General features: G+C 40.8%; 18 protein-coding genes and 1 CRISPR repeat array. Of the genes, 2 read left to right on the forward strand and 16 right to left on the reverse strand.

Annotated elements, in window-relative coordinates:
* Window positions 1-9: 9 nt before the first annotated feature.
* Window positions 10-945 carry a type I-B CRISPR-associated protein Cas7/Csh2 gene (gene cas7b, locus HNR43_RS02775; RefSeq protein WP_183241072.1) on the reverse strand — a complete coding sequence of 312 codons (936 nt, stop codon included), beginning with the start codon at window positions 943-945 and terminating at the stop codon, window positions 10-12.
* Window positions 946-969: 24 nt separating this feature from the next.
* Window positions 970-2931 carry a TIGR02556 family CRISPR-associated protein gene (locus tag HNR43_RS02780; RefSeq protein WP_183241075.1) on the reverse strand — a complete coding sequence of 654 codons (1962 nt, stop codon included), beginning with the start codon at window positions 2929-2931 and terminating at the stop codon, window positions 970-972.
* Between the two features lie 312 nt (window positions 2932-3243).
* On the opposite strand from HNR43_RS02780, the gene HNR43_RS02785 reads away from it, so the two are divergent.
* The gene (locus HNR43_RS02785) at window positions 3244-3867 is read left to right on the forward strand and encodes a thermonuclease family protein (RefSeq protein ID WP_183241079.1); all 624 of its coding nucleotides are present in this window, start codon (window positions 3244-3246) and stop codon (window positions 3865-3867) included.
* Window positions 3868-3905: 38 nt separating this feature from the next.
* Window positions 3906-5911: a CRISPR direct-repeat array (repeat unit 30 nt; unit sequence GTTTCAATTCCTCATAGGTACGATACAAAC).
* 372 nt (window positions 5912-6283) lie between these two features.
* Here HNR43_RS02785 and HNR43_RS02790 read toward each other — a convergent pair.
* The 5 genes from HNR43_RS02790 to HNR43_RS02810 all read right to left on the reverse strand — a co-directional run bounded on the left by HNR43_RS02790 (window position 6284) and on the right by HNR43_RS02810 (window position 10036).
* Window positions 6284-6514: a YrhC family protein gene (locus HNR43_RS02790; RefSeq protein WP_183241082.1), complete on the reverse strand. Its 231-nt coding sequence runs from the start codon at window positions 6512-6514 to the stop codon at window positions 6284-6286.
* Window positions 6515-6577: 63 nt separating this feature from the next.
* The gene (locus HNR43_RS02795) at window positions 6578-7711 is read right to left on the reverse strand and encodes a bifunctional cystathionine gamma-lyase/homocysteine desulfhydrase (RefSeq protein ID WP_183241084.1); all 1134 of its coding nucleotides are present in this window, start codon (window positions 7709-7711) and stop codon (window positions 6578-6580) included.
* 1 nt (window position 7712) lies between these two features.
* The gene (locus HNR43_RS02800; protein WP_183241086.1) at window positions 7713-8636 is read right to left on the reverse strand and encodes a PLP-dependent cysteine synthase family protein; all 924 of its coding nucleotides are present in this window, start codon (window positions 8634-8636) and stop codon (window positions 7713-7715) included.
* A gap of 44 nt (window positions 8637-8680) precedes the next feature.
* A complete protein-coding gene (gene mtnN, locus HNR43_RS02805; protein WP_183241089.1) occupies window positions 8681-9379 on the reverse strand; it encodes a 5'-methylthioadenosine/S-adenosylhomocysteine nucleosidase in 699 nt (232 codons plus the stop codon).
* An 18-nt stretch (window positions 9380-9397) separates the two neighbouring features.
* Window positions 9398-10036 (reverse strand): class I SAM-dependent methyltransferase, encoded by a 639-nt coding sequence (locus HNR43_RS02810; protein ID WP_183241091.1) that lies wholly within the window; start codon window positions 10034-10036, stop codon window positions 9398-9400.
* A 136-nt stretch (window positions 10037-10172) separates the two neighbouring features.
* Between HNR43_RS02810 and HNR43_RS02815 the strand changes: the two genes are divergently transcribed.
* On the forward strand, window positions 10173-10376 hold the full coding sequence (locus HNR43_RS02815; RefSeq protein ID WP_032100156.1) for a DUF2536 family protein: 204 nt from the start codon (window positions 10173-10175) through the stop codon (window positions 10374-10376).
* Window positions 10377-10380: 4 nt separating this feature from the next.
* Here the strand turns inward: HNR43_RS02815 and HNR43_RS02820 are convergent, their stop codons facing one another.
* From HNR43_RS02820 to HNR43_RS02860, 9 genes are all read right to left on the reverse strand, one after another.
* A complete protein-coding gene (locus HNR43_RS02820) occupies window positions 10381-10971 on the reverse strand; it encodes a DUF1510 family protein (protein WP_183241092.1) in 591 nt (196 codons plus the stop codon).
* Window positions 10968-12716 carry a peptidoglycan D,D-transpeptidase FtsI family protein gene (locus HNR43_RS02825; protein ID WP_183241095.1) on the reverse strand — a complete coding sequence of 583 codons (1749 nt, stop codon included), beginning with the start codon at window positions 12714-12716 and terminating at the stop codon, window positions 10968-10970. The genes HNR43_RS02820 and HNR43_RS02825 overlap by 4 nt, the downstream gene beginning before the upstream one ends.
* A gap of 47 nt (window positions 12717-12763) precedes the next feature.
* Window positions 12764-13240, reverse strand: a complete 477-nt coding sequence (gene greA / locus HNR43_RS02830) for a transcription elongation factor GreA (protein ID WP_035019996.1) — start codon at window positions 13238-13240, stop codon at window positions 12764-12766.
* 91 nt (window positions 13241-13331) lie between these two features.
* Complete coding sequence (udk, locus tag HNR43_RS02835) at window positions 13332-13967, reverse strand: uridine kinase (protein WP_183241097.1); 636 nt, start codon at window positions 13965-13967, stop codon at window positions 13332-13334.
* A gap of 1 nt (window position 13968) precedes the next feature.
* Complete coding sequence (locus HNR43_RS02840; RefSeq protein WP_183241101.1) at window positions 13969-15222, reverse strand: peptidase U32 family protein; 1254 nt, start codon at window positions 15220-15222, stop codon at window positions 13969-13971.
* Between the two features lie 16 nt (window positions 15223-15238).
* Window positions 15239-16168, reverse strand: coding sequence for a peptidase U32 family protein (locus HNR43_RS02845; RefSeq protein ID WP_183241105.1), 930 nt, complete (start codon window positions 16166-16168; stop codon window positions 15239-15241).
* A gap of 1 nt (window position 16169) precedes the next feature.
* A complete protein-coding gene (locus tag HNR43_RS02850; RefSeq protein ID WP_183241107.1) occupies window positions 16170-16817 on the reverse strand; it encodes an O-methyltransferase in 648 nt (215 codons plus the stop codon).
* A 109-nt stretch (window positions 16818-16926) separates the two neighbouring features.
* Window positions 16927-18009, reverse strand: a complete 1083-nt coding sequence (gene mltG, locus HNR43_RS02855) for an endolytic transglycosylase MltG (protein ID WP_183241110.1) — start codon at window positions 18007-18009, stop codon at window positions 16927-16929.
* A gap of 162 nt (window positions 18010-18171) precedes the next feature.
* Window positions 18172-19347: an RNA-guided endonuclease InsQ/TnpB family protein gene (locus tag HNR43_RS02860; protein ID WP_183241112.1), complete on the reverse strand. Its 1176-nt coding sequence runs from the start codon at window positions 19345-19347 to the stop codon at window positions 18172-18174.
* Window positions 19348-19521 lie beyond the last annotated feature (174 nt).

A 19521-nucleotide genomic window follows, 5' to 3' on the forward strand; every position in this document is an offset into this window, starting at 1 on the left:
CACCCTTTTTTACAACACTGAAACAAGCTTATCAGCCAACTCAGTCGGTATAAGATCAACCAATTTTCCTTGCAGCCCTTCATAACTTAACAATAAGTTGGAATCCTGCCAGTAATGAATATACGCAATCTCATCACGCACTTCTAACAACTTGTTTACTAGCGCATCCACATGAAGTTGCACCTCTGAAATGCTTCGCAATCCTTCTGTTTCTGCTAAACTCACTAAATCTCGCAAGTCCCCTACAAGGAATTCCGGAGAGTTATATTCCACACGTACATATAGGCGTGGATACTGACCGACTTTACTGCGAGTCGCACTTAATGGAATAGACTTGATAACCGCCTTGTCAAAAAGATGAATATCTTCATCTGTAAGCCTTGTATGTGCTGCACGATGACCACTAATTACCCCATGAAATGCTAAAAACGAGTAGTATACACGATAATCTTTTCCAATGTTGCCGCCATCGTTTTTATCATCCGAGCCAAAATGAGAAGTAATACTTGCTGACTCCACAAGCGTCACTTTATTTAATGAATATCCCCAGTTGAACTGAACAGGACCAATAAAAGTCATGGAGCTTCCCTTATCCTCAGATTTCAATGGCATTGTTGCTCCAAATACTCGAACGTCGATCAATTGATCAAGCATCCATGTTTGTTGTTCTTTTGATAATTTGTTAATATTTACTTTACCATCGTATTTCTCAAATAAACGTTTAATCCGTTCTGTCGCATTTACCGTCTCCCCATCCACTTTCCCTACAAAAATTTCTTTCCCAATTTGTTCAAAGTAATCACGAATATAGCGCTTCAATCGAACGTCGTTTACTAAGTTTATCGAGCGTTCATAGTCCATGCGTGGACGGTTTTCTTCATCAATGTCACCATTTGGATTTGTTAATTTCGCATCATAAAGAAATAAAATATCACTATTGTTCATCGCATCTTCTCCTCGCTTTCGACATTATTCTTCATTATCTAATTCTGTCTTGCCTTTTTTGGCGTTTTCTAAAATTCGTTTTGTTCCATAAGCATAACCAGACAGTAAATAAAAGACGCTTTCACGATCTGACAAACTCCATTTTTCCCGTAGTGCTACATCTAGTAAATGCTTGTGCGCTGCATAAATCGACTCATTATACAAAGACGCAATTTTCAGTTGGCGAAGTTTTTCAAACACTTCAGTAGAAAGCATCATCACTTTTTGCTTGTTCATTCCATGGTAATTAATTTTTGATAAAATAGGTTTACTCGCTGTTTTCCCTGCTCTAGCTTGTCCAAGAGCTTCTGACCGTTCGTTAGATCTCTTAACCTGTTCTGCCCCAATTCGAGCAATTAAATAACCGAGCAAAAATAACGCTCTTTGTGCAGTCATATAGTTCATCGTTTCCATATATTCCGCCATTTCTGCATCAGGCAAATCATATAAAATACCTGTCATTTCTCTTCCCTCCTTTATTAAATTAAGCCTGTACAAGAGCTTCAAAAATAACTGTGCGTGTATCATCGAATCGATAAGTTGAAAATCATTATATTCTTTTTTGCTATTGTATTGATAAAGGTCGTAATTTGCATACATATGAACTTTAGCCAATTGCACAAATTGCGTGACAAGCCATTGATAAGAAATAGACTTATTTGTTAACAAAGACTCATAAACATACAATATTTTTCGTTTTTCTAAGTTTTCTCCTCGTTGGGTACGCATTGGAATTAAATAATAAATAGCATCTAACCCTAAATTAAATTTTCCACTACTAAAAAAGCGACGCCCAATATCTTCAACATTTCTCATTCCTCTCCCCAGAGCTCGTAGATAAGTCAAAGGGACGTCGGATATCAGTTTGTTAATCTTTAGAGAAGCTTTCGATTTTGTATAAAAAAGAAAATGTAGAGAAATATAATTATCCATTTGCTCTTCAAATAACTTGTAATCTTCAATATCTCTATACAAAAACTCTGCTGTCTCAACTGTTTTCACTGTACGAATGAATCGTCGGATACGTTCACTAATGTCTTGGAGAGGTGTGTTCGCAAATGGAACATCATATAAAAAGTCTGGGATAATATAGCAAGGGAGGCCACTAAAGCGGGTGTTAAAATCTCTAAGGATGTATGCTTCCCCAGCCATAATTGCTTGATAGGCTTCTTTGGAAATTGATAAATTTTTTACAAACGATTTTTTATCCAAGTCACTCGCAAAGCTGATTTTATCATTTATGTAGTAGTTAAACTTTAATTTTGTAGTTTCGCCCGTAACAGGAGCTTTTTTATTTGTAAGCGCACATATACCTTCTTCTGCGTCCTTAAATACACTAAACTTTTCAGAAATCACCAATCTCTCGTACTCTGGTTGCTTCACAATAAGCTTGCCATCAATAGCTAAAGAATATAAAAGAACATCTTTGCTGTTTACGTGTGCTTCTTTTTCAACAAAATGCTGAAACTGCTTAGCTACCTCACTAACTGCTTTTTTTCCGTCTACTTCCGTCAACGTACCGCCAATATAGATTGGATTAAACACATAACGATATCTCTCATCTGATTTTTTAGTAGCGCCAAGATCAAGAAAGAACAATTGATGAGCTTCTTTTAGAAGACGATAATAAGAGTCTTCTCGATCCCAGCGCTCAAGTAAGTTCGGAATTGTTTGTCCTAGTAAATATTCGATGTTTCTTACAGTACCGTACCACTGCGGGCTTGCTGCTCCATCTGCTGTTCCGATCCACAAGAGATCGGTAGAAGTAGATGATCCGATCTCTTTTAGGGACAGTTGAACCTTTTTCGTTTGCAGTGACAGATCGATGATAACGGCATATTTTATAGTATCATCCGGCTTTTCAAGCGGTAACGTTATAGCTTGTACTATAGAAGGATTTTCATCGATCATATACTTATGACCTAGAGAGTAAATAGTTTTAATCATAGCAACCACCTACTTCAGTGCAAAATAGCATAAAAATAAATTTTGTCTAAAAAGATATTTTTATATCTCATCCTATGTAACGATTCTACCGAAAAAGAAAAGAAAATGTTGTCGTTTTTTGTCAAATAAAACTAAATTTCAATAAATTTTCATAATTTAAAACATGACATATTCAATCATTATATTAATAAATTCGAAATCAGAAGCTCCCAAATATCCATCTATCTTCTTCATTTTCTTGACATAATATTTAAATATACAAATAATAGGAACGGGAGCAAAAAATATAGAGGACAAAGGAGGAAGTTCATTTTGTTTAGAGCCGTATTTTCTTTTCTCATCTCTTTCACTATTCTCTTTGCTTCTTCTGCATACGCCCATCCCGGAAAAACAGATGCAAACGGCGGGCATACTTGTCGAACAAATTGTGAAAAATGGGGGCTAAAAACGGGAGAGTATCATTATCATGATAAAAACGGCAACATTATTCGCCAAAAAAGTAAAGCCACGGGTGTTCCTGCTATTCGTGTAAATTCAAAACATATCGTAAAAGTCATTCGTGTAGTAGATGGCGACACGATCGATGTACGCTTCTCTAACGGTGCAACATCGCGTGTTCGTTTCATTGGTGTTAATACCCCAGAAACCGTCCATCCTCAAAAACCAGTCGAGAAATATGGGAAAGAAGCGTCTAACTATACGAAAAAACGATTAACTAACAAAACTGTCACACTCGAATTTGATGTCGGGGTAAAAGATAAATACGGTCGATTCCTAGCATACGTTTGGATTGGAAAAGAGCTTTACAACGAAACGCTCGTCAAAGACGGATACGCACGCGTGATGACAATTCAACCAAATGTCAAGTATCAACAACGTTTTCTTGAGGCTGAACGAAAAGCACGCCAACAGAAGAAAGGTCTCTGGAACGCATAAACAACATAAAAGCTGTTCCGAAGTGTTGCTCGGAACAGCTTTTTAATCCTTATAGGTACGATACAAATTCTCCTTTCGCCTGAATGCCCATTTGGCGCAAATGATCGTTTCAATTCCTCATAGGTACGATACAAACTGGCCACTTGCGACGCATATCCTGTCGGCAGGCGGAAGGGTTTCAATTCCTCATAGGTACGATACAAACTTTGTCCGCATGGTTTTATACATTGGGGGTTGCACAAGGGTTTCAATTCCTCATAGGTACGATACAAACCATGAAATCAATCCGAATTTTAACACCTCAACTTGATTGTTTCAATTCCTCATAGGTACGATACAAACTGAAAGCAAGCCTAAAAAATTTTCTTACATTATCTTTGTTGTTTCAATTCCTCATAGGTACGATACAAACGTAGTGTTTATTTGGTTTGTACCGATCTTTATTGCGGTGTTTCAATTCCTCATAGGTACGATACAAACTTGCCTAAATTATAATGTTCTTCGTGTATCCATATCGCAGTTTCAATTCCTCATAGGTACGATACAAACCCCTTCTGCTGGATATTGACGTGGTTGGTCGTGCACAAGGTTTCAATTCCTCATAGGTACGATACAAACCTTTTCAGCGTTCTGATCGTCTTGAGTGGATAAAGTTTTGTTTCAATTCCTCATAGGTACGATACAAACTAGCTGGGTCATCATGCCATCCTTTACAGAAGACAAGTTTCAATTCCTCATAGGTACGATACAAACCGGGATTGGTTGGAAATGTTTCAGATATTAGATGGGAGTTTCAATTCCTCATAGGTACGATACAAACTCTTGGCTGAAGCATTTTCTCGAATCGGAAAACAGTTTCAATTCCTCATAGGTACGATACAAACGCGAACGACCATGCGATACTGTGTCCAGCAATGATTTTGGTTTCAATTCCTCATAGGTACGATACAAACCTTCATTCGTTAAGCTGACTTCTCTGCGCTCCAGCGGGGTTTCAATTCCTCATAGGTACGATACAAACTCGTTTGCAAAGCAAAAAATACGAAATAAACGAGAACAGGTTTCAATTCCTCATAGGTACGATACAAACGCACTTCGTCCGATCTCGAATGGTGCATATTCCTTCGTTTCAATTCCTCATAGGTACGATACAAACAGGCTAGGCACTTCGAGGAAATTTCCATATCTGACGGTTGTTTCAATTCCTCATAGGTACGATACAAACTAGTATGACCATCGAAAAAAACCGCAATACCACCGAATCTAGTTTCAATTCCTCATAGGTACGATACAAACTGTGCAGCTGGCGGAGCACTCGGTTGTGCAGCTGGTTCTGGTTTCAATTCCTCATAGGTACGATACAAACTTGATATGACGCGGATGTATAAAAAATTGCATGCGATAGTTTCAATTCCTCATAGGTACGATACAAACTTGTTGCCGATCAAATGGATGATATAAATTACGTAGTTTCAATTCCTCATAGGTACGATACAAACCGAAACGCGGCGCAGAAGGCGGAACATCGAGAAACTTTAGTTTCAATTCCTCATAGGTACGATACAAACATAAGAAAGGGTGTTAAGTATGGTTGAACAAGTATTCTTGTTTCAATTCCTCATAGGTACGATACAAACACAAATGCGATCCATGCTGTTTTAAACGAAATGCCTAGTTTCAATTCCTCATAGGTACGATACAAACAAAACTCGCTGACGCTCGTTTTTTGTCCGCTTACTCGGAAGTTTCAATTCCTCATAGGTACGATACAAACCGTTTCAGCTTTTTCCTCGTTGCCGATCGTTTCAGCATAGTTTCAATTCCTCATAGGTACGATACAAACTAAGCAGATTGAACACGCGACTGGTCAAGTCCCGACTGAGTTTCAATTCCTCATAGGTACGATACAAAACGCGAAAGCACAAGCTAATATGAACGCATTAAAAGAGTTTCAATTCCTCATAGGTACGATACAAAACCTTTATATCAGTCACATTTTCCCGAAACGTCAACGGTTTCAATTCCTCATAGGTACGATACAAACCAAAAAAGTGTTGATAGATCAACATATGGAAAAGCTATACAACGTCATTATACATACATTTGAAAATTCAGTCAATAGTCTATATCCGTTGATACAACTGAAAAAATTGCAACATACAAGTTATCGTCGATCCCCCGGGGTTTTTGCAAGATTGGAGGTCGACGACAGTTGTGAAGTTTGTCACAAATGAATTGTATTAAAAACAGCCTCCGATTTGGAGACTGTTTTATGCTTCGGCGTTCACTTCCGCGATAATAACAAAGCCGATGACGGCTGTAATGACTAGGCCTGTAATCATCCACATCATCATGCATTCCCCCTTTGCCCATTTTCTTTTATTTTACACGTTTTTGTTTCGTTCGAAAATGGGGTTTATGCTTCTTCTTCTATTTTTCGTGCATATATGTGTGAACGGTGAGAGAAAAAAATAGAGGCGAGCATGAGAATAAACACGGCTCCAAGCACAAGCGGCCGCTTTGCTTCGTCGATAGCGTTTGGAATCAATGTTCCGATATATAAAAACGCACTAAGCGCAAATAAAACGAGGCTGTATGCTTTATAGTCACGCGCTTTTCCTAACCAATGTCGCTTTTGTTGTTCCAAAACAACCGTCCCCCTTTCCTTCTTTCAATGTATCATAGAAAAGAAAAAAGGGGACGATGTAATTTATGCCAAAGCTTGTGCTAAATCTTCAATTAAATCATCGGCATCTTCTAAACCGACAGAAATGCGGATGAGCCCGTCGGTAATTCCTAGTTCATCGCGGCGCTCTTTCGGAATCGAAGCGTGCGTCATTTTTGCCGGTAGAGAAATTAAACTTTCGACCGCTCCTAAACTTTCTGCTAGCGTAAAATAGCGGACGCGCGTTAATACTTGTTCCGCTTTTTCAGCGCTGCCAACGTCAAATGACACCATGCCGCCAAAGCCGCGCATTTGTTTTTTCGCTACATCGTGATTTGGATGCGACGGAAGCCCAGGGTAATACACACGCGTAACAGCTGGATGATTTGTTAAAAATTCAACGATTTTGCGTGTATTTTTCTCATGTTCTTCCATGCGAATGCCAAGCGTTTTGATGCCGCGCATTAATAACCATGAATCTTGCGGGCCGAGAATGCCGCCAGTCGAGTTTTGGATAAAGTGCAAGTCGGTCGCCAGTTGTTCCGAGTTAACAACGACAAGTCCAGCAACGACGTCGCTATGACCGCCTAAATATTTCGTTGCGCTATGCACGACAATATCCGCACCGAGTGCAAGCGGTGTTTGCCAATACGGTGTGCTAAACGTATTATCGACGATCGTAAGCAAGCCGTACTGCTTCGCAAGCGCGGAAACCGCTTGTAAATCGGTAATTTTCAGCAACGGATTCGTCGGCGTTTCAATATGGATTGCCTTCGTGTTTTGTTTTATATGTTTTTCGATCTGAGAAATATCACTCGTATCGACAAATGTCGATTCAATGCCGAGACGGTTTAATACTTTCGTCATGACGCGGTATGTGCCGCCATATACGTCGTCAGTTAAAATGACGTGATCGCCACTATTAAACAACATCATGACGGCAGTAATGGCTGCCATACCTGAGCTAAACGCAAAGCCCGCATATCCTTCTTCCACATCTTTAATGAGCTCCTCAAGCGCATGTCGCGTTGGATTACCTGTACGTGAATATTCATATCCTTTATGGACGCCAACCGCTTCTTGTTTGTACGTACTCACTTGATAAATGGGAACAGAGACAGCCCCTGTATGCGCATCTCCGGCAATGCCACCATGAATCAATTTCGTTTTTCTTCTCACGTTACATCCCGCCTTCATAAATATGTTTACTTAAATATCGTTCGCTGCTATCTGGAAAAACGACGACGATGTTCGTTCCTTCTTCCGCCTGTTCCGCTTCGAGTAAAGCGGCATGGAACGCGGCACCAGATGAGCTACCGACAAGCAGTCCCTCTTTTTGCGCAAGCTCTTTGACGCGCCGAAACGCATCGTCATCTAAAATCGTATGAATCGCATCAAAATAGCTCGTATCCATATATGGTGGCAAAAATTCCATGCCAATCCCTTCGGTGCGATGTGGACCCGGTGCTCCACCGTTTAAAATCGATCCTTCTGGTTCAACAATAACCGTTTTAATTTGTGCATTTTTTTCTTTTAAAAATTGTGCCGTTCCCATAAATGTGCCGCCTGATCCAGCACCAGCAACGAAAACATCAATTTGCCCATCCAGTTGCTCCCAAATTTCTGGACCGAGCGTTTTATAGTACGTGCGTGGGTTAGCTGGATTTTCAAACTGTTGCGGGCAATAGGAGTTTGGAATTTCAGCGGCGAGCTCTTTCGCTTTTCGAATCGCCCCTGCCATTCCTTCGTTCGTTGGCGTATTGATGATGGTTGCGCCGAGTGCGCGCATCAGTTGTTGTTTTTCGATGCTAAATTTTTCTGGCACGCAAAAAATGACGCGAATGTTTTTCCCGATCGCAGCAAGCGCAAGACCGATCCCTGTATTGCCTGCCGTTGGCTCAATGATTGTTCCGCCTTCTTTTAACTTTCCTGTCGCTAGCGCATCGTTTAACAATTCTTGTCCTAGACGATCTTTGACGCTTCCCCCAGGATTTAAATATTCGAGCTTCGCAAATAGGCGCACCCCTTTTGGAAGCGGAAATTGCGTAATTTCAACCATTGGGGTACGTCCAATTAATTCATGCACGCTTTTCGCTACTTTCATGTTGTAACCTCCCAAAAGATGAAAAGAAGGAGAGGGGGGCTCTCCTATTTGTTTAATTCATTTACCATCAATTGCACAAGTTCAGATGAATGAAGGGCTGCTTTTTGTAAAAATTGTTCAAACGATACGTTAGACTCTTTACCAGCGATGTCTGATAATGCGCGAATGACGACAAACGGGACGGCAAATTGATGGCATACTTGCGCAATCGCAGCAGCTTCCATTTCAACAGCATATAAGTCTGGAAATTGTGTGCGCACAAAATCGACGCGCGCTGGATCGTGCATAAATGAATCGCCTGTCGCAATTAATCCTTTTGCCACTTGAATGTCACGAATGTGGGCTGCGCTCGTTTCAGCCGCTTGTACTAATCGCTCATCGGCAACATATCGCGCTGGCATGCCTGGCACTTGACCGTAAGCGTACCCGAATGCAGTGACGTCAACATCATGATGAACAACTTCTGTCGAAATGACGATATCTCCGACGTTTAATGATGGAGCAAAACCGCCAGCAGAGCCTGTATTAATTACAACATCTGGCGCAAAACGTTCTAATAAAATGGTTGTCGACATCGCCGCGTTTACTTTCCCGATGCCTGATTTTAATAAAACGACATTTGCCCCATCTAACGTGCCGCTATAAAAAGAACAATTCGCCACCGTCGTTTCTTTTCGATCGGCAATTTTTTCGCGCAAAATCGCCACTTCTTCTTCCATCGCTCCAATGATTGCTATTTTCATCGTTTCAACCTCTTTCACTTATTGTTTGACAGCTTCCATCAACCAAACGAAACGATTCATTGGCGTAAAAGTGACAGTAAAACCATTTATTGTAAATATACGTTCAAGAATAGGAATTGTCGTGTAATATTCACGTTGTAAGTCTTCTGCTAAGTCGACAAATCCTTTTTGTTTTGCTTCTGCAATCATCGCCTCATACGCCTCGCGATCAATGAACGCTGTATCAGCAAACACTATTTTACCACCTTTCCGAAGAAGTGCGCTATATTTGCCGATCGCTTCTTCTTTTTCCTTATCTGTTAAATGATGAAAAGCGTATGTGCTCACGATCGTATCGACCGGTTCATTCGGCAAAGAAAAATGTAAAAAGTCTCCGTCTTCAATCGACACATTCGAAAGTTTTTCTTTCGCAAGTTCACGCATTGGTGCAGACGGTTCAATGCCATATACCGTTTTGTTCGCCTCAATTAGTTTTTTCGTTAAATTTCCTGTCCCAACGCCAAACTCTAAAACGACGTTCCCGCTTTTTTCAACAACTGTATTTAAAATCGTTTCATATCCGTCAAATACGTCACGGTATTGCTCATCGTGCCCGTATACAGACGAATCGTACGATTGTGCCCAATTCTCAAAGATGTCTAAAAATTCACGTCCCATGATGTCACACTCCATAAAATATAATAATTCCTATAAGTATAGTATGAATTTAATGTACTGCTGTTCTCAATCTACCACATTTTTTTTAGATGTTCAATGGAAATATGTTAAACTACGTGTAGAAAGGAGGAGAACGATGATTACGTTTGATCTCATTCAAGATAAAGTGGAATTTTTCGAAGCGACGGACTTAGCGACGTTAGAGAAAAAAATTAATGAACAAATCGAACATAACAAAGCAATTATGCTTGAAGTGCATCATGTTTCGTATCACATGCAACTGTTAGAAAACGGACAACGTCTATATAGTGCGATGGTGCATTTTAAAGCAAAAAAATAGAGCGTCACGGACGGCGCTCTATTTCTTTTAATTGTTGCACTTTTGTTGGTTTCCACCCTTCATTTGTCACCCATTCGATAAACACTTTATAATGTTCTGTTTTATCTTTTTTGGAGACCGTAGCAACAGCATGATTCGGGCTTCCGCCATTTCCAATAAACCAAACGATCAAATCAGAAGAAGAAATGCCTGTCGCATAACTAATCGCATCAATCATTTCTTTCCAGTCAACCGAGTTTTTATCGTACGTTGTTACATGCGGTTCCGATTGCGTTGTACCGATCGGTTGCCATGATGGGTTAACAATTTCACGAATGACATTGGAATTTGGGTCATCGACAACCGTTTCTTCTACTTTCTCATTGTTTTCTTGTTGTTCTGATGGTTGTTCTGATGGTTGTTCATTCGCTTCTGATTCGTTTGTTTCGACTTCAACTAGTTGCGGAGATGTGTTTGTTTCTTTTACTGAACGGTCGTTAGCAAACAACCATTTCCATCCGAAAAATAAAATAAGCGCAAATACGATCGCAATCAACGTATTCAATATACGATTTACTTTTCTTTGTTTTGAACGTTTCGCAAAACGGCTGCTCACCCTTCATTCATTCCTTTCTGTTCCAACTCGTATGTGGCACGAACGATATCGGCAAAAATGGCGTTCGTGACAGAGGCAGCTGATGCTGTTTCTAATTGTACCACAACGAGCGCATATTTTGGACGGTCAGCTGGAAAATAACCTGCAAACCATTTGTTTACGAGTTTTTCTTTCCCCGTTTCTGCTGTTCCTGACTTTCCTGCTACGGTATAAGGCAATGATTGAAATGCACGACCTGTACCTTCTGGATGCATCACAACAAGTTGTAACAGCTCTTGTAGTTTGTCGATCGTCTCTTGGCGCAAGGAGTCGGTTGTTAGTCGCTTTTCATCAAAAGTGAAAAATGTTGTGCCGTTCTTATACATCATTTTTTGGGCGATGCGCACTTGTTTTGCCTCACCACCGCGAGCAATGGTTGCCATCATATTCGCTACCGCAAGCGGTGAAACACGGACATCTTTTTGACCGATCGCCGTTTGGGCAACAGCAAGCGGAACGTGTTTATCTCGTTCATCCGTCCAAATTTTCCCTTGTTTCTCTTCGCGAAGTGGACGAAACGATTCAAAATGATATACATCTCCTTCCCAACCGACGCGTGGAAGCAGACCGAGCTTTTGAGCATATATATCAAACATGTTTTTATCCATAGCGATCAACTGTTTTCCCAACTCCGCAAATGTGTTGTTGCAACTGATCGCAAAGCTCTCTTCAAATGAGCGCATGCCTTTCTTTTTTTCTTCCGGCTCACCGTTAATTTTTCGATCACAGTTAAACGTTTGTCCATGGACAAGTCCGTTTTCAAGCGCTGCTGCTGCAACGACTACTTTAAACACAGAGCCCGGTACTTGAGGAAGAAGCGCTCTGTTTTGTGCCGCCTCGTTTTTATACGGATTTCGTTCATCCATTGCCGGGGCGCTTGCAAGCGCAACAATGTCGTTTGTTTCAACATCGAGCAAAACGACAGCCCCTTTTTCCATCCCATGTTGAGCAATGATTTGTTCGACATGTTGCTGCATGGTACGGTCAATGGTTGTTTGTACTGTAATCGGATAAAATGGATTTGCTTGCTCTGTATATTTCACATCCATGCCAAATAGCGGTTCACCGCGAGCATCGACATGATACAGTAGTTTCGTCTCCCCATCTGGAATGAGAAATTCATCAAAAGAACTTTGTAGCCCAGATACACCAATTTTCGTTTTCGGTGACAATGTTCTATCTCGGTATCGCTCTTTCAGTAACTTTTCATTTTCCCCAAGCAATCCAATGACGTGTTGAGCATATTTTTGTTCTAATTCATACTGTTTATGAACAGCGATGACACCGGGAATATGCAGCTCGTTAATACGTTCCATTTGCCACGGTTGAAGTTGAATCGGTTGTTGACCATTATGCAAAATGATTGGACCTTTCGCCTCTTCAAGCTGTCTTTTGATCGTCTCTTTTGGCATGGAAACGATCGTGGCAATTTGATCGATGGGCCAATCCATTTTTTTTAAAAACGGAAATAAGACGAGCGTAGGGATGTACTCATAGGTAAGCGGCTGACCATAGCGATCGACGAACATCCCGCGCCCATCATCAATAATGAGCTGTTCCGTTCGTTGAGCGACGCTTTCTTCAATTAAATTAATCCCATGAAACGACTCCGTGCTTACAAGTTGCAGTTGAACGAGCCGACCGATCAAACTGAATATGACTAGTTGAATGATTGTTAATATGATGACCATCCGTTTTTTTACCATAAAAAACACCTCGTCTTCATTGTCGACGAGGTGTCGTATTTTAAAACCTATTTCACTGCGATGATTTTTACAACCATGTCTCCGCCAGGCGTATGAACGGTTACTTCTTCGCCAACGCGACGACCGATGAGCGATTTAGCAATCGGTGAATCGTTCGAAATTTTCCCTTCAAACGGGTCCGCTTCTGCACTACCAACGATCGTATACGACTCTTCTTCTCCATCTGGAAGTTCGACAAATGTGACTGTTCTTCCAAGCGATACGATGTCTGTACTTTCTAAATCTTCTTCGATAATTTTCGCATTGCGAATCATATTTTCAAGCATTTGAATGCGTGACTCCACGAACGCTTGCTCATCTTTTGCCGCATCGTACTCGGAGTTTTCTGATAAATCCCCGAAGCTACGCGCAATTTGAATGCGCTCGACGACTTCTTTTCGCTTGACTGTTTTTAAATATTCAAGTTCTTGCTCGAGTTTCTCCTTCCCAGCTTTCGTCATTGGGTATTCTTTTTCCATTGACATGTCATTCACTCCTTTTATTTATGTATGGAAAATGTACGAACGAGCGGTTCGTACAAAGACAAAAAGTTTACATATTATCTATGCTATGGTATTACAAAATAGAATTTTGTTCAAGAATCGTTTGAATTTTTGTAACCATTAAATCGATGGCAACGTGATTATGACCGCCTTCTGGGATGATGATGTCGGCATACCGTTTCGTCGGTTCAATAAATTGATTGTGCATCGGACGCACGACGTTCACGTATTGCTCGATAACCGACTCAAGCGTGCGCCCACGTTCTTTAATGTCGCGCAAAAGACGACGAATGATGCGAATGTCGGCATCCGTATCAACGTACACTTTAATATCCATTAAGTTGCGCAATCGTTCGTCTTCTAATACAAGAATGCCTTCTAAAATGATCACATCTTTCGGCTCGACGCGAATGACTTCGTTTGAGCGCGTATGAAGGGTATAGTCGTATACAGGTTTATCAATTGGTTCGTAATTCAACAGTTTATTAATATGTTCAATAAGCAAGTCATTGTCAAAAGCGAGCGGATGATCGTAGTTTGTTTTTAATCGTTCTTCAAACGGTAAATGGCTTTGATCTTTATAATAAAAATCTTGTTCAAGCATTAAAATAGAATGCCCTTGAAAATGTTCATAAATCGCTTTTGTAACGGTCGTTTTCCCCGAACCGGAGCCTCCTGCAACTCCGATGACAACCGGTTTTTTCCTCATGTTAGTGCCCCTTTCTCATCATGTTGTATGGGAAAACTTCTCGATCGACTTTAAAACGAACAATTTGGAGCGGATGACGGGCAGCATCAAGCTCATTCCCTTCTTCATCCCAAATTTTTTCAATAACTTGTGTAAAGTTTTCAATTTCAGGTCCGAAAAATTCAACTTCATCGCCTGGTTTAAAGAAATTGCGCTGTTGTAACGTCACGATGCCTGTTTGTTTGTCATAATCAAGCACAAGACCGACGAAATCGTACGTCGTTTTTTTGCTATGAGTGCCAAACATTTGCTCTTTATAGCCCGGAACTCCTTCAAAAAAGGCTGGTGCGGTGTCACGATTAGCACATTTATCGAGCTCATCTAACCACTCTTTTCGAATGACGAAATTGTCAGGGTCTGCGCAGTAGGCATCAATAACTTTGCGATAAACACTAACGACCGTTGCCACATAGTGAATTGACTTCATGCGCCCTTCGATTTTTAAACTATCAATACCAAGTTCAATCATTTTTGGAATGGATTGAATTAAGTTCAAATCTTTCGGGCTCATCGCGAACGGATCGTCCGTCTCGTCAAATAACGCCAGCGCTTGATCTCCCTCAAGCTTGTACAAATCGTAATCCCAGCGACACGATTGACAACAGCCACCACGGTTAGAATCACGCGCGGTCATATGATTGCTTAATACACATCGACCAGAATACGCAATACACATCGCACCGTGAATAAACGTTTCAATTTCAATATCGACTTTTTCTTTTATTTCACGAATTTCTTCTGCGCTAGTTTCACGGGCTAAAACGACACGCTCAAGTCCTTCTTCTTTCCAAAATTGTACTGCTTTCCAGTTCGTAAGCGACTGTTGAGTACTTAAATGCACTTCAAGTTTCGGTGCAACGCGACGCGCGGTTTCAATAATAAGCGGGTCAGCAACGATAATGCCGTGCACACCAACGCTCTCTAAACCGCGCAAATAATCTTCAAGGCCAGGAATGTTTTCGTTATGGGCGTAAATGTTCGTCGTCACGTAAATTTTCGCTCCATATTGTTTCGCAAATTGCACACCTTCTGCCATTTCTTCAAGCGTAAAGTTGTCGGCATTTGAGCGGAGACCGTATTCTTGTCCACCGATAAACACAGCGTCTGCCCCGTAATGAACCGCTACTTTTAGCTTTTCTAAGTTGCCAGCTGGGGCAAGTAGCTCTGGTTTTTTCACAATGACACGCTTGCCGTCAATGATTTGTGATATGCTCATATGTCTCCCTCCTTTTTCAATATACCGTTTCTTTAAAGAAAAAGCCGGTGTCTAATGGACGATGCTTCGGTTGAATCGCTTCAATGCGCGCAAGCAGTTCACCTTTTTCTTCTTCGTATTGTTCGCGGTTTTCTGCGCACAAATCGATGGCTCGTCGATATAGTTTCGTCACTTCTGTAATATAATCCGACTCATGAAGGACACCGTCAATTTTAAAGCTATCGATTTCTGCGTCAATCATGTCCCCTAGCTCGTCAATAATGCAAATATCATTTGGGCTCATAATGTGCGTACCGTTTTCATCTTCGAAAATCGGATATTTATTGTCGCGTTCTTTATCGTATAAAAAGAGCCCTTTCGCATACTTCATTTGTTGTACTTCCATAAACTTTCCTTGATATTCAAAATAGTTGCCGATGAGAGAACGTTTCGATTGAAACATGCATGTCATCCCATGCACTTGCACTTCAATTTCCACTTCCGCATGGTGTTTAATATCAATAATTTCTTCCATATTTAATTCTCGGGCAAGAACAGCACGTTTCGCTCCTTTTCGTCCCCAATAGTTGCACGCATACCAGTTTGTTGCTGTCGTTTCTGTATTCCAATGAAGCTTCATATGCGGTGCCACTTCTCGCACCGTCATTAACACCGCTGGGTCGCCAAATACGATGGCATCCACTTGTTGTTCTGCTAAAAAGCGGACATAATCACTCAGTTCATCCACTTTATCGTTATGAAATAACGCATTCATCGCTACATACACGCGCACACCGTGCTTGCGTGCCACATGCATCGCATCTGCCACGTCTTGACGTGAAAACTCGCCTGCTAAACGCAAACCGTACCGTTGTTCACCAATGATGACGGCATTCGCTCCCGCTTGAGCAAGTTGCTCGATATGTGCAACGCTCGTTGGCGTAACAAGCAATTCTGGTTTTTTCATTTTACTCACCTCGTTTTCTCGATATCGCCATTCCGTCACCGATCGGAATGATGATCGTTTCATAGTGCGGATGTGTCATCAACCATTCGTTATATGCTTGGATTTTTTTTACGAGCTGGCGTATCCGTTTTTGTTCAATTGATTCATTTGTAGCGACAAGTCCTTTAAACAATACGTTATCTGTTATAATGATTCCTTGTTCGCTTAAAAGTGGCTCGTACAACTCAAAAAAGCGGCGATATTGTCCTTTTGCCGCATCAATAAACAAGACGTCAAACGGAGCATACTTTTTTACTTCATCGCTCATGTCAAGCGCGTCGCCAAACAATAACGTCATTTGTCCATTCGTATTCGTTTGCGAAACATAGCCGAGCGCTTGCTTATAGCGTTCTTCGTCACGTTCGATCGTGACAATTTTTGCATTCGGCAACGCTTTCGCCATCCGAATGGCAGAGTAGCCAATTGCTGTGCCAATTTCTAAAATGCGCTTCGGTTGAACAAGTTTTAAAATGTGCAACATCGTTTCGATGCCGAGCGCATCCATAATCGGAATGCCGTGGTCACGTGCATATTGTTCCATCGCTACAATTGCTTCCTCTTTTTTAGGAAGTAATGATTCCATATATTGAATGATTTCCTGATTTACCAACGAACCGTCCTCCTCGTAAAAACAAGAGTTCAAGCGAGTTGAACTCTTGTTTCGTCACGATCCATAACTTTATATATACTATCATAACTGAAAACAAAATGCGAACGTTTTATTGCTTTCCGATATATTTTGCCTTCTCACGATTATGTTCGTCAAGTGTTTTTGTAAAAATGACATCTCCTGTTGGCGTCGCTAAAAAATAAAAGTAATCTGTCTCAGCTGGATGGAGGGCAGCGTAAAGCGACATTTCACCTGCATTTGCAATCGGACCTGGTGGAAGCCCTTTGTGTATATACGTATTGTACGGTGAGTTTACTTCCAAGTCTTTGTAATATACACGTTGTTTATGCTTGCCGAGCGCATATAAAACGGTTGGATCGGTTTGAAGCGGCATACCTTTTTCCATTCGGTTGTAAAACACGCTTGCAATTTTTTCACGATCCGCTTTTTCTGTGGCTTCTTCTTCAATGAGTGATGCCATCGTTAACAATTGATGAACCGTCATGCCGCGCGCTTCCATATCTTCTGTATATTGCGCCAACACTTCTTCCGTTTTGGCAATCATCGTTTCAATGATTTCTTCGAGCGCAGGTTTTTCTTCTGTAAAGGAATATGTCGCTGGGAATAAATATCCTTCAAGCGCATAGCGAATGTTTTTATTTAAAATATCCGTTGTTAAAACGGAGGGATATTTTTTTATTAGTTCATCAATATAGACACGATTAGTTAATTTCGCCATAATGTCTTCTGATGAATAGCCTGTTTTTTGCGAAATGATCGTTGCAATTTGCGTCAGCTGTTTTCCTTCTGGAATCGTAATTTTTAATTTCGCTTCTTTGACGACTTTTCCTGTTTTTAGCTTGTCTACAATTTGCGCTAACGTCATGGCTTTTGTAAATGTATAATTGCCCGCTTGAAAGTCAGCGTGGTTTTTAAATTTCACATAATAGCGAAAAATGTTCGCATTTTTAATCACACCGTTTTTTTCTAATGCATTCGCAATCGTATATACCGATGAACCGATTGGAATTTCTACTTGAATTGGTGTTTTATCGTTCGGATCAACCGGCTGCAAGGCAGAACGAATATATACAAACAAGCCAATGCATGCAGCAATTATCACTAATAACAAAGGCGTGGTAATATACAAGACAATTTTTCGCACCGTCTTCGCTTCGTGTTCTTGTAACATACTTCATCCGTTACAGAAAACTTACAAGACTTTATAAGAGACTTATAAAAGTCTATGTTTCCTTCCTTGTTCATCGCGCCCGATTTCGCGAAACGCTACTCTCGTTTCCTTGGCGCTCCGAAGGCTTCACTTCCCCACTAACGAATGGGTACATGTTGTGCTTTACTTGGCATAGTTTTTCAAGTTGATGCTCGCGTTGAGGTCGCGATCCATTTCTATCCCGCACGCTTCACAGCGATACGTCCGTTCGGATAGAGAAAGCTTCTCTTTTACATGACCGCAACAGCTACACTTTTTGCTTGACGGATAAAAACGATCCGCCACGATCAACTCGATCCCATACCATGCACATTTGTACGTCATTTGCCGCTTGAACTCGTGGAATGTTTGTTGTTGAATCGCTTTCGATAGCTTCCGATTTTTTAACATGCCGCTTGTATTCAAGTCTTCCATCACGACATACGCTGGCTTGGTTTTCACCAACGTCGTTGTGATGTGGTGGGTGTGGTTAAGCTGGATATGTTTTAGCCTTCGGCGTTTTTTCAAAACAAGGAATTCTAGTTTCTTGATGTTTTCCGTTTTTCTGTAACGGTATTCCCCCCTTTCTGTTTGAATTTTGTTCATTTCATATTTTCGCGATATTTTTCTTTGCATTCGCTTCATTTGTTTTTCAAGCTTTTTCACTTGAGGCATGTGATGGATGTTTGGAAATGTCATCCCATTGCTGACGGTAGCGAACGATTTTATCCCTAAATCAATGCCGATGACTTCGTTGTATGTTCCATGTTTCACTTCCGCTTCCTCTACACCGACCGTTAAAAACCAGTTCATCCCGTCAAACACGATGCGCGGATTGACATACTTTATATTTGCACCGTGAGGAATACGACCTCGTTCCGCAAGGCGTATCCAGTTGAATGTCTGTTTCCTTTTCTTTTTGGAAGAGGTGAGTTTTTCTAGTTTCACATGCGTGTCGGTGATTTTGATTTTGGCGGTGTCTTGATAAAAACTTGGGCGTGTTCGCTTTTTTGTTTTAAACTTCGGAAACTTCGCTCGTCCTTCAAAAAAGTTTTTGTAGGCTTGACACGCATCTTTAATTGCTTGTTTTGTAATGTTGTTTGAGAATTGATTGAGCCAACTGTACTCTTTCGTTTGTTTGAGCTGCGTTAATCTTTTTCTTAATTCACCATCACTTAAAAACTTGCCACCTTGTTTATCATTTTCTTGTTGTTGTGCTAATGCAAAGTTATACGCCCATCTGGCAACACCTGCGCATTGGAAAAGCTTCGTCTTTTGCTTATTATTGGGCAGAAGCATGACTTTGTACGTGCGAATCATCTTCTTCCAGCCCCTTTTTGACTTTTTTCACATAAAATGATCATCAGATTTTTATAAAATTTTTATAAATATTTATACATTTATCATTAACAGTCAAAAGCCTCCCCTCACTTTTGACATTATACTACAAATAATGACATGACATAAATAAAAAAAGAAGCTGACGTATAGCCA

It is taken from the genome of Anoxybacillus mongoliensis (assembly GCF_014201515.1).
Classification (GTDB): Bacteria; Bacillota; Bacilli; order Bacillales; family Anoxybacillaceae; genus Anoxybacillus; species Anoxybacillus mongoliensis.

What these genes read in the sequence shown, in the direction of transcription:
- cas7b (WP_183241072.1), bottom strand. Translation starts at nt 945, where the DNA reads ATGAACAATAGTGATATTTTATTTCTTTATGATGCGAAATTAACAAAT.
- HNR43_RS02780 (WP_183241075.1), bottom strand. Translation starts at nt 2,931, where the DNA reads ATGATTAAAACTATTTACTCTCTAGGTCATAAGTATATGATCGATGAA.
- HNR43_RS02800 (WP_183241086.1), bottom strand. Translation starts at nt 8,636, where the DNA reads ATGAAAGTAGCGAAAAGCGTGCATGAATTAATTGGACGTACCCCAATG.
- mtnN (WP_183241089.1), bottom strand. Translation starts at nt 9,379, where the DNA reads ATGAAAATAGCAATCATTGGAGCGATGGAAGAAGAAGTGGCGATTTTG.
- HNR43_RS02810 (WP_183241091.1), bottom strand. Translation starts at nt 10,036, where the DNA reads ATGGGACGTGAATTTTTAGACATCTTTGAGAATTGGGCACAATCGTAC.
- HNR43_RS02815 (WP_032100156.1), top strand. Translation starts at nt 10,173, where the DNA reads ATGATTACGTTTGATCTCATTCAAGATAAAGTGGAATTTTTCGAAGCG.
- HNR43_RS02825 (WP_183241095.1), bottom strand. Translation starts at nt 12,716, where the DNA reads ATGGTAAAAAAACGGATGGTCATCATATTAACAATCATTCAACTAGTC.
- greA (WP_035019996.1), bottom strand. Translation starts at nt 13,240, where the DNA reads ATGTCAATGGAAAAAGAATACCCAATGACGAAAGCTGGGAAGGAGAAA.
- udk (WP_183241097.1), bottom strand. Translation starts at nt 13,967, where the DNA reads ATGAGGAAAAAACCGGTTGTCATCGGAGTTGCAGGAGGCTCCGGTTCG.
- HNR43_RS02840 (WP_183241101.1), bottom strand. Translation starts at nt 15,222, where the DNA reads ATGAGCATATCACAAATCATTGACGGCAAGCGTGTCATTGTGAAAAAA.
- HNR43_RS02845 (WP_183241105.1), bottom strand. Translation starts at nt 16,168, where the DNA reads ATGAAAAAACCAGAATTGCTTGTTACGCCAACGAGCGTTGCACATATC.
- mltG (WP_183241110.1), bottom strand. Translation starts at nt 18,009, where the DNA reads ATGTTACAAGAACACGAAGCGAAGACGGTGCGAAAAATTGTCTTGTAT.
- HNR43_RS02860 (WP_183241112.1), bottom strand. Translation starts at nt 19,347, where the DNA reads ATGATTCGCACGTACAAAGTCATGCTTCTGCCCAATAATAAGCAAAAG.